Origin of the sequence: uncultured Actinomyces sp. (assembly GCF_963526355.1) — a bacterium.
In the GTDB taxonomy this organism is placed as follows: domain Bacteria; phylum Actinomycetota; class Actinomycetes; order Actinomycetales; family Actinomycetaceae; genus Actinomyces.
Map to the genome: position 1 here is coordinate 24,338 of NZ_CAUROW010000024.1, position 8,693 is coordinate 33,030.

Consider the following 8,693-nt stretch of genomic DNA (forward strand, 5'->3'; position numbering starts at 1 on the left):
GACGCGGCGTCGTACGCAAAGCCGACGCGGCAGCATCCGGGCGCGTGCGGCCTACTCGCCCCGGCTCCATCGATCGATCGCGGTGAGGAACTCCCGTTCCAAGGCCCGGGTGAGTCGTGCGTCGGAGTGGCCGGTGGTGGCGATGAGGCGGAAGAGCGCCTGTACCGCCTCGGTGTCGACGCTGTTCGCCAGGTCCGCAAGGTGCTCAGGTGTCAGCCGAGCCTCCAGTCGGGACACCATGTCCCGTGCGCGCTGCTCGATCTGCGCGTCTGACAGCTCGGCCGGATCCTGGGAATAGAGGGCCAGTGACTCGGCGTCGTAGCGAGGATCCGGGTCAACGAAGAGAAACTCCGCCTCCGGCGGCATCTGACCGCGGTAGCAGGCCAGGTCGGTCAGGTCCCGCTCCTTGCGCACAGCGCAGCGGGTGGCCTCATCGGGAGCGGCCTGCTCCAGCCGGTCGAAGAAGGCCGCCATACGCGGGGACATCGGTGAGACAGTCGAACCAGTCTTGGCTCGCTCCAGCAGACCGGTGAGCATGTCTCTCTGCCTGGTCACCTCGGTCAGGTGCTTCTCCACGGTGGTCAAGGCCCCGGCGAGGTCCTCGACGACACAGCTCGCCTCCGGCTGTGCCTGAGAAGACGTCCCTTTGGTGGGTGTGTCTTCGACATGTTTGCCGGCTGCGGCCTCGGACTCGTCGAGGATGCTCCTGATCGTCTCCAGGGACACACCGGCCTGCACCAGCCAGCGGATTCGCGAGAGCCGGGCCACGTGGGCGAGCTCGTAGCTGCGCCACCCGCCGTGCTCTGCCGGCACGGGCAGGAGGCCCAGGGAGTGGTAGTAACGCACGGCACGGACCGTCGTCCCGGTCAGTCTGGCGATCTCTGCAACACGCACGAGGACAGTCTCGCACGGGCTCAGGGACGTCGAGCCCTGCACCCAGCACGGACCGGGCCCCGATCTGCTCGACGGAACGAGGCAAACGAGGCGATGGGGAGCTCGCCCCGTTTGCCGGGCTCTGCCCGTGTTGCTACTGTGCCCGCGTGAGTGCGGACAGGTATGGCTTTGACGCCGGCAGGAGGAGCATCGTGTCGTCCTCCTGTTGCGCGTCACGGGCGGGAGCAGTCAGGTGAGCGGAACGAAGGCCAACCTTCAGGTCGGCGAGATGCTCCAGGGGAGCGGGGGCACCCTCTCGGTCAGAGGCTGCCTGCTCTTCAAGGAGTGGGACACCCAGGACAACTGTTTCTACTACTGGGAGGAGTGGCAACTCATCGGCGCCAACGACGCCGATACGTGGGTCGAGTTCGATCATGACCCCGGTGAGTTCCTGCTTTACGAGCCCGTTCGTCTTCAGGAGAAGATCGAGCCGTGGGCTCTGGCCGTCGGCCAGGGGCTGCAGTTGACGATCAACGGCACACCGCACCAGGCCGTCGTCAAGGAGGTCACCACCGGCACACTCGAGGAGGTGATCGGCTCTCCGGTGTGTCCGCTGAACATCGGCGAGACGATGACCTACGTCGAGTTGGCGCTGACCGACCCGGCCGGTGTCACCAGCAAGCTGACGATCGACAGTCACCGTTTCCTTGATCTCCTGGCTTACCGCAAGACCACCCTTTCCAAGGGCCGGCAGAAGCAGCTCTTCGGGCGTGTGCTCTACAACAGCCGGAATGTCTCCGGTCTAGTGGCCCGGAACAGCAGACGCGCTCTCCTCAGCGGCGCCGCCGTCATCGGCCTGGCCGTCGGCGTGTTCTCCTCGTGCACCCGCAGCGGCACCAGTCGCACAGGAACTTCGGGGGGGTACCGCAACCGCACCGTCTATGGAGGCGGTGGAGGTGGTGTCGGCAAGTAGCCCACGCCCCAGCAGCTGAGGACATCACATGCTGATCACCGATGTCGTTCGGCGGGCGCAGATGGGGACCACGGCCCGTTTGCCGGGTACCGGCCCCGTTGCTACCGTGCTCGCGTGAGTGTGGTGAGCCTGTGTTCTGTCAGCTACAAAATCAGTGGTGCCGAGCCGCATGCGCTCAACGACCTCTCCATTGTCGAGGCGATTCTCCGCGACGCTGCCCAGGAGGCGGGGCTGACAGCCGTTTCCAGTGCTCACCACCGGTTCGAGCCTCAAGGCCTGAGTGCCGTTGTCATCCTGGCGGAGTCGCATATCGCCGCTCACACCTGGCCCGAGTCGGGCACCGGCTATGTGACCCTCACCAGTTGCCGCGCACTGACTCCCGCGCAGATCGAAGCCGTGGGAGAGATCGTGCGTCAGCGCCTGCGAGCCCGGCAGATGACCCGCTCCGAGATCACACTGTGATCATCAGGTCGGCTCCGCGAGTAGAAATCTGAAGTACTTCATCCATGGTCGGATACATGAAGGAGAAGAAATGTCGCTCATGACCATCGCCCACAACTCATCGGTTGACCTCAACTGGCAGTCCCTGCTCAGCACCGTCGTCTACGCGCTGCTCGGCGTTATCCTGCTCATGGTGTTCGCGCTGCTCGTCAACCGCATCTTCCGCCTTGATCTCAGGCGCGAGCTCATCGAGGACCAGAACATCGGACTGGGGGCGGCATTCGCCGGCACGGCACTCGCCATCGCCATCATCATCGCGGCTACTATCCTGAGCTGAGGGGCTCACCATGCCCCATGGCCGAATCGGACGGCGGGAGAACGTCGCCCTGTTCACTGCGGCTCTGCTGGCCGCGATCGGCGGGCTCATCTATGAGCTCATCCTGGGCACGGCGGCCTCCTATCTCCTGGGCGACTCCGTCCTGAGCTTCAGCCTGGCCACCGGCATCACCCTGTTCGGTATGGGCATCGGCTCGTTGCTGGTCAATCGCTTCCGCTCGGATCCAGCAGTCGTCTTCGGAGTCAGCGAGGTCCTCCTCGGCCTCATCGGCGGCAACTCCGTCCTCCTGCTGTACCTGGCCTTCGGGAGTACCCGCCTGCACTGGGTCGTCTTCGGCGGCATCAGTCTGACCATCGGCATTCTCATTGGACTGGAGATCCCGCTGCTCGTGAGGACCTTCGCCGCCTTCGGGCGCCGCTCGACCAGTGAGCTGCTCGGCAAGGTCATGGCCATCGACTACTTCGGCTCTCTGGTGGCCTCACTGGTCTTCCCCCTGATCCTCCTCCCACAGCTCGGTCTGATGCGTGGGGCCTACTTGGTGGGGGCCCTCAACGTCCTGGTCGCGGTCCTCGTTCTGCTCCAGGTGCGCACCCCGCGCAAGATCCTGTGGGCGGCCACCGCCGTCGTTGTAGCACTGGTCGGCATGTTCGTCGCCGCCAACCGCATCGAGCGCAGCGTGGAGGCGCTGCGCTACAACGACCCGGTGGTGTACTACGAGCAGACCGCCTACCAGAAGGTTGTCCTGACTGCGTACCAGAACGACCTGCGCCTGTATCTCAACGGCCAGCTCCAGTTCTCCAGCCTGGATGAGGCCCGTTACCATGAGACCCTGTCGGCCAGCGCCATGACCTCGGTGAAGGATCCCGCCCACATCCTCGTGCTCGGGGGCGGTGACGGTCTGCTGGCACGAGAGATCCTGCGCTACCCCGGCGTCAAGGACGTCACCGTCGTGGACATCGACCCTGATGTCACCGAGCTGGCACGGAGCAACCGCCTGGTCAAGGACCTCAACAAGGCCTCCTTGTCCGACCCCAGGGTCAGTGTCGTCAACGACGACGCCTTCACCTATGTCCGAGACTCCGACGCCACCTACGATGTCGTTCTCATCGATCTGGTCGACCCCTCCAACGAGAAACTCTCCAAGCTCTACTCCACCGAGTTCTACCGGAATATCGAGGCGCGGCTGGCACCCGAGGGCATCATGGTCACCCAGGCCACCTCCACCTTCTTCTCACCCCATGCCTTCTCCACGGTGGCCAGCACTGTTGCCGCCGCCCAACCGGATCGGCAGATCCTGCCCTTCTCGACCAACATCCCCTCCTTCGGGGAGTGGGGTTTCGTATTATCCACCAAGACGCCGCAGGACCTCATCAGCCAGTCGTTGCCCGAAGGACTGAGCTACCAGGATCGGGCGACTCTGGAATTCATCATGCGGACCAAACCTCCCCGCACTGAGACCATGGAGCCCTCCACGCTCCTGCATCCTCGGATCGTCGAGGTCTACAACCGTGATATGAGGCAGTGGCGCTACTACTGAGCAGGAAGCGACGAAGTCGCCTCGGTCTGAATAATTCCGAAGCGACTTCGCCTTTACCCTAGTTGCCGCACCGAGCCGGCCGCCCTTCTCATCTCAGGATTCTGATGGTCAGCCAGGTGGCGATCCCGGCGATTATCACGCAGCTCATCAGGGAGGCGATGACGTCCATGCCGATGATGAACAGAAAGAGCATCGACGTCAGCGTTGCCAGCCAGATGAGCGCGGCGCGAGCAGCAGGAGGAGGCGCCGTCGCCAGGCATGCCCCGGAGGCGATGATCACCAGCCCGCTGACGGCGAAGCTCATGAAGTCGGGGCTCAGTACGTTGATGGACTCGACCGTCCCGCCCCAGATGATGGTGATGAGGCCGCAGACGGTCAGGCAGGCTCCGGCGATGTTTCGTCCATTCAGTTGTAGCCGGGTCGACCCGTCATGGTTCGTTGTTGTCATGTTGTTGTTTTCCTTTCGATGATGTGATGCACAGCTGTTGCGAAGAGGCACGCAGCTATCCGTCACTTGCCGAAACCGCGAGCTCGCGTCCCCAGCTGCGGGCGTCGGTCTCCTCGCCGCCGGCCAGTGGTCCCTTGCTCGCTGAGACCACAAAGCTCCTGATCGACGACGTCTCCCGACTCCGGTGCCGCCGCAGTACCTTGGCAATCGCCTTGGCCGCTGAACCGCTGAGCCAGCCCCTGGAGACGACTGTGTCGAAGACGGAGACGTTGAGGGAGGCCGGAATCGCCGTGCTCGCCAGCCACTCGCCGATACCGTGGGACGACCCTCTCGTCCCCTCCTGCTCACGGGCCTTGGCTCGCGTGGCCGCAGTCGGCAGCCCTCGGTTGTGGGTTGGGGCTCCCAGCACAAGCAGATCCAGGTCTGCGGGTAGGGTGCTCGGAGCCTGATCGACGTCAACGACCTGAGCCTCGGCCCCGCCGTCAAGCAATCCTGCGGCGACTGCCTCGGCGATGGCTCGGGTGTTGCCGTAATAGGACTCAACGATGATGAGTGCCGTGGTCATGGTGTCCTCTCCAGTGTCGATCGCCGGTCACGTCACCGGTAGTGCGTGCCCGTTGATCGCAGTATTGGGTGTGACGCCGCGTCGCACACAAACCGGGCCCGCCGACCAGGAGGCTGCGGGCCCGGTTGAATCAATAGATCCAGTGGGGGAGAAGGCGGGTGGGAGCGACAACGGTGAACGTTCTCGCCGCGGAATTCTTAGAGCCGGGAGGCGTCAACCGCGAAGGTGTCGCAGGCCTGCACCGAGCCGGTGTCCATCCCAGTGGTGAACCAGCGCACACGTTGCTCGGAGGAGCCGTGGGTCCAGGTGTCGGAGTCGACGTGCCCCTTCGCCCGCTCCTGGATGTGGTCGTCACCGACGGCCTCGGCCGCTCCCAGAGCGCCGCTGACCTCCTCGCTGGTGGGGCGGTTCAGGAAGGGCCGACCGGTCTCCGGGTCGGGGGTGGATGAGGCATGGTTGACCCAGATTCCCGCATAGCAGTCCGCCTGAAGCTCCAGGCGGACCGAGTCCGACGTCGCGCCGCTGCCCGAGCGGTCGGCTTTGGCCATCTGCCCGGTCAGGTGCTGGATATGGTGCCCGAACTCATGGGCCACGATGTACTCCTCCGCCAAAGGTGTGTCCGTTGCCCCCAGGGACTTCTCCATCTCGGAGAAGAAGCTCATGTCCAGGTAGACCGTCTGGTCCCCCGAGCAGTAGAAGGGGCCCACCGCCGAGGAGGCGTTGCCACAGGCCGAGGAGATCTGGGTGCCGTCCCACAGGACGAACTCGGGCTTGGCGTAGTTGATCCCCGCCTGGGCGGGCAACTGACCCGTCCACACCGCGTCGAGGGACTCGGCGGTGGCCACCATGCGGCACTGGGTGTACTTGTTGGCGCTGTCCCCGCTGGTGCATACGGAGGTGTCGATCGACGAGGCCGTTGACGTCGTCGTTCCGGTCTGCTGCTGCGCCCCCAGTAGCGAGGACAGGTCGACGCCGGTGATCTGGGAGATGAGGACGACGGCGATGACGGTCAGGATCGAGCCGCCGCCGATCATCGCGCCCCGGCGTCCGCCGGAACGGGTCTGGACCCGGTTGGGATCGATCTGGATATCGCGGTTGAAGGACACGGACCACCTCTCAGAACATGCCGGTGACCAGGCTGAGACTGCACCAACGCTACCGTGATACCGCCTCCGGCGCGAAGCAAGGACCACCAGGAGCGAGACTGCTCGGGCCGAGCGCGGCTGCGGAGCCGTGCCAACCGTGCCGGGGTAGCCTGGCACCGTGCTCTACGACCTGCTGTACAAGACCGTCCTGACCCGCATCGACCCCGAGCTGATCCACGACGTGTGCATGGACGCGATCGAGCTGACTGGCAAGGTCCCCTTCGTCAGGGACGTGGTGCGCCAGGTGTGGGGGCGCCGGCCCGTCTTCCCCGTCCCCTCGGCCAACCAGGGTGGCCCCTTCGCCCGCCCCGTCCCCGGTGTCCTGGGGCTGGCTGCCGGTATGGACAAGGAGGGGCGGGCCGTTGAGGGCCTGGACATGCTCGGCTTCGGCTTCATCGAGGTCGGCACCTTCACCGCCCGGGCCCAGGAGGGTAACGACAAGCCCCGCATGTGGCGCTACCCTCAGATGCGGGCCGTGCGCAACCGCATGGGCTTCAACAACTCCGGAGCGGACGAGGCCGCCAAGCGGCTGCGCGCCCTGCGCCGCACCCCGCGAGGGCGTTCCATCGTCGTCGGTGCCAACATCGGTAAGACCAAGGTGACACCGCTTGAGAATGCGGTTGAGGACTACCGGTACTCGGCCAACGCGGTGGCCCGGTGGGTCGACTACCTCGTCGTCAACGTCTCCAGCCCTAACACCCCCGGGCTGCGCAGTCTCCAGAGCGTCGAGGCGCTGCGTCCGATCCTCGAGGCCGTGCGCGAGGCTGCGGATCGTGCCGCGAGGCGCCATGTCCCGCTCCTGGTCAAGATCGCCCCGGACCTTGCCGATGAGGATCTTGACGCCGTCGCCGACCTGGTCCTGGACCTGGGGCTGGACGGGGTCGTGGCCACCAACACCACTATCGACCACGACCTGGGCGATGGCGGTCTGTCCGGTGCACCTCTTCTGCCCCGCTCCCTGGAGGTTGTGCGCCGCCTGCGCAGCCGGCTGGGGGAGGGGCCGACCATCATCGGCGTCGGTGGTATCTCCTCCATCATGGACGCCGAGCTCATGCTCGACGCCGGAGCGGACCTGCTCCAGGCATACACGGCCTTCATCTACAACGGGCCGGCCTGGCCGGGGCGGATCAACCGCGCCCTGGCCACAGCGTCGGCCGGTTCTGGGGTTCGTGCGCTGCGCTGATCCCCGCCCCGTCAGGCGGGGCGCTTGTCGGGGGAAGAGGTCAACGACGGGTCCCGCTCGACGACGTCGCCCAGGGCGATGTCGATGGCGGCCATGACGTCGTCATCCAGGTGCACGCCTGAGGCCTTGACCGTGTCCACCAGCTGCTCGGGGCGTGAGGCACCCACGATCGCTGAGGAGACAGCCGGGTTGCGCAGGACCCAGGCAATCGCCAGCTGAGGCATGGTCACTCCGAGGTCCTGGGCGATCGGGCGCAACGCCTGGACCGCGGTGAGCACGTCGTCGCGCAGCCACCGCGAGATCATCTGCCGGCCGCCCTTGTCATCAGTGGCCCGTGAACCGGCGGGCGGCTCCTGGCCGGGCAGGTACTTGCCGGACAAGACCCCCTGGGCCATCGGCGACCACACGATCTGTCCCAGCCCCAGCTCCTGGCTGGTGGGCACCACCTTGTCCTCGATGACCCGCCACAGGGCCGAGTACTGGGGCTGGTTGGACACCAGGCGGAAACCCATCTGCGTGGCCAGCTCCTGGCCGGTGCGGATCTGCTCGGCCGTCCACTCCGAGACCCCGATGTAGAGGGCCTTGCCCGCCCGCACGACGTCGGCGAAGGCCTGCATGGTCTCCTCAAGCGGGGTCTCGTGGTCATAGCGATGCGCCTGATAGAGGTCCACGTAGTCCATGCCCAGGCGCGTGAGGGAACCGTCGATGCCCTCCATGATGTGCTTGCGTGACAGACCCACGTCATTGGGGCCCTTGGGGCCGATGGGCCAGTAGACCTTGGTGAAGACCTCCAGGGACTCGCGGCGCCGACCGGCCAGCGCACGCCCCAGAACCTCCTCAGCGGCCGTGTTGGCGTAGACGTCGGCGGTGTCGAAGCTCGTGATTCCCAGGTCGAGGGCTGTGTGAACGCATTCAATGGCGGTATCTGCCTCCACCTGGGAGCCGTGGGTGAGCCAGTTGCCGTAAGTGATCTCGGTGATCTTCAGTCCGGACGCGCCCAGGCGCCTGTATCCAACTGTGGGTTCCATAACATCACCCTACGGCACGATCCCACGATGTGGAACCGTCGTGGGACCGGATGGAACGGGTCGGAACGAGCGCAGGTTCAGGAGGGGTACTGGCCCCGTTTCACCAGAGCGGCCGGACGGCGCCAGCGCCGCAGCATGAAGCAGCGCGACATGATGTAGAAGA

10 protein-coding genes are annotated in these 8,693 nt (G+C 65.5%); 5 read left to right on the top strand and 5 right to left on the bottom strand.

The genetic code is table 11. The features are described 5' to 3' along the window. Positions 1-51: 51 nt before the first annotated feature. On the bottom strand, positions 52-894 hold the full coding sequence (locus RWR81_RS07095; RefSeq protein ID WP_314456291.1) for a MerR family transcriptional regulator: 843 nt from the start codon (positions 892-894) through the stop codon (positions 52-54). Between the two features lie 232 nt (positions 895-1,126). On the opposite strand from RWR81_RS07095, the gene RWR81_RS07100 reads away from it, so the two are divergent. From RWR81_RS07100 to RWR81_RS07115, 4 genes are all read left to right on the top strand, one after another. Further along, complete coding sequence (locus RWR81_RS07100; protein WP_314456292.1) at positions 1,127-1,846, top strand: hypothetical protein; 720 nt, start codon at positions 1,127-1,129, stop codon at positions 1,844-1,846. A gap of 114 nt (positions 1,847-1,960) precedes the next feature. Further along, on the top strand, positions 1,961-2,308 hold the full coding sequence (speD, locus tag RWR81_RS07105) for an adenosylmethionine decarboxylase (protein ID WP_399498169.1): 348 nt from the start codon (positions 1,961-1,963) through the stop codon (positions 2,306-2,308). 70 nt (positions 2,309-2,378) lie between these two features. Then, entirely contained in the window at positions 2,379-2,624 is a 246-nt protein-coding gene (locus tag RWR81_RS07110; RefSeq protein ID WP_314456294.1) for a DUF350 domain-containing protein, read from the top strand. 10 nt (positions 2,625-2,634) lie between these two features. Then, entirely contained in the window at positions 2,635-4,161 is a 1,527-nt protein-coding gene (locus RWR81_RS07115; protein ID WP_314456296.1) for a polyamine aminopropyltransferase, read from the top strand. A gap of 88 nt (positions 4,162-4,249) precedes the next feature. Here RWR81_RS07115 and RWR81_RS07120 read toward each other — a convergent pair whose 3' ends face one another. The 3 genes from RWR81_RS07120 to RWR81_RS07130 all read right to left on the bottom strand — a co-directional run bounded on the left by RWR81_RS07120 (position 4,250) and on the right by RWR81_RS07130 (position 6,280). Then, positions 4,250-4,609 (bottom strand): hypothetical protein, encoded by a 360-nt coding sequence (locus tag RWR81_RS07120; protein ID WP_314456297.1) that lies wholly within the window; start codon positions 4,607-4,609, stop codon positions 4,250-4,252. 55 nt (positions 4,610-4,664) lie between these two features. Continuing rightward, entirely contained in the window at positions 4,665-5,174 is a 510-nt protein-coding gene (locus RWR81_RS07125; RefSeq protein ID WP_314456298.1) for a flavodoxin domain-containing protein, read from the bottom strand. A gap of 197 nt (positions 5,175-5,371) precedes the next feature. After that, a complete protein-coding gene (locus tag RWR81_RS07130; protein ID WP_314456299.1) occupies positions 5,372-6,280 on the bottom strand; it encodes a neutral zinc metallopeptidase in 909 nt (302 codons plus the stop codon). 157 nt (positions 6,281-6,437) lie between these two features. On the opposite strand from RWR81_RS07130, the gene RWR81_RS07135 reads away from it, so the two are divergent. Further along, positions 6,438-7,502 (top strand): quinone-dependent dihydroorotate dehydrogenase, encoded by a 1,065-nt coding sequence (locus tag RWR81_RS07135; protein WP_314456300.1) that lies wholly within the window; start codon positions 6,438-6,440, stop codon positions 7,500-7,502. Positions 7,503-7,513: 11 nt separating this feature from the next. On the opposite strand, the gene RWR81_RS07140 is transcribed toward RWR81_RS07135, so the two are convergent. Beyond that, a complete protein-coding gene (locus RWR81_RS07140) occupies positions 7,514-8,530 on the bottom strand; it encodes an aldo/keto reductase family protein (RefSeq protein WP_314456301.1) in 1,017 nt (338 codons plus the stop codon). Positions 8,531-8,693: the final 163 nt, after the last annotated feature.

Bases quoted from the DNA above. Each gene is read 5' to 3' on its own strand.
- RWR81_RS07110 (WP_314456294.1), top strand. From the start codon at position 2,379: ATGTCGCTCATGACCATCGCCCACAACTCATCGGTTGACCTCAACTGG.
- RWR81_RS07115 (WP_314456296.1), top strand. From the start codon at position 2,635: ATGCCCCATGGCCGAATCGGACGGCGGGAGAACGTCGCCCTGTTCACT.
- RWR81_RS07120 (WP_314456297.1), bottom strand. From the start codon at position 4,609: ATGACAACAACGAACCATGACGGGTCGACCCGGCTACAACTGAATGGA.
- RWR81_RS07125 (WP_314456298.1), bottom strand. From the start codon at position 5,174: ATGACCACGGCACTCATCATCGTTGAGTCCTATTACGGCAACACCCGA.
- RWR81_RS07140 (WP_314456301.1), bottom strand. From the start codon at position 8,530: ATGGAACCCACAGTTGGATACAGGCGCCTGGGCGCGTCCGGACTGAAG.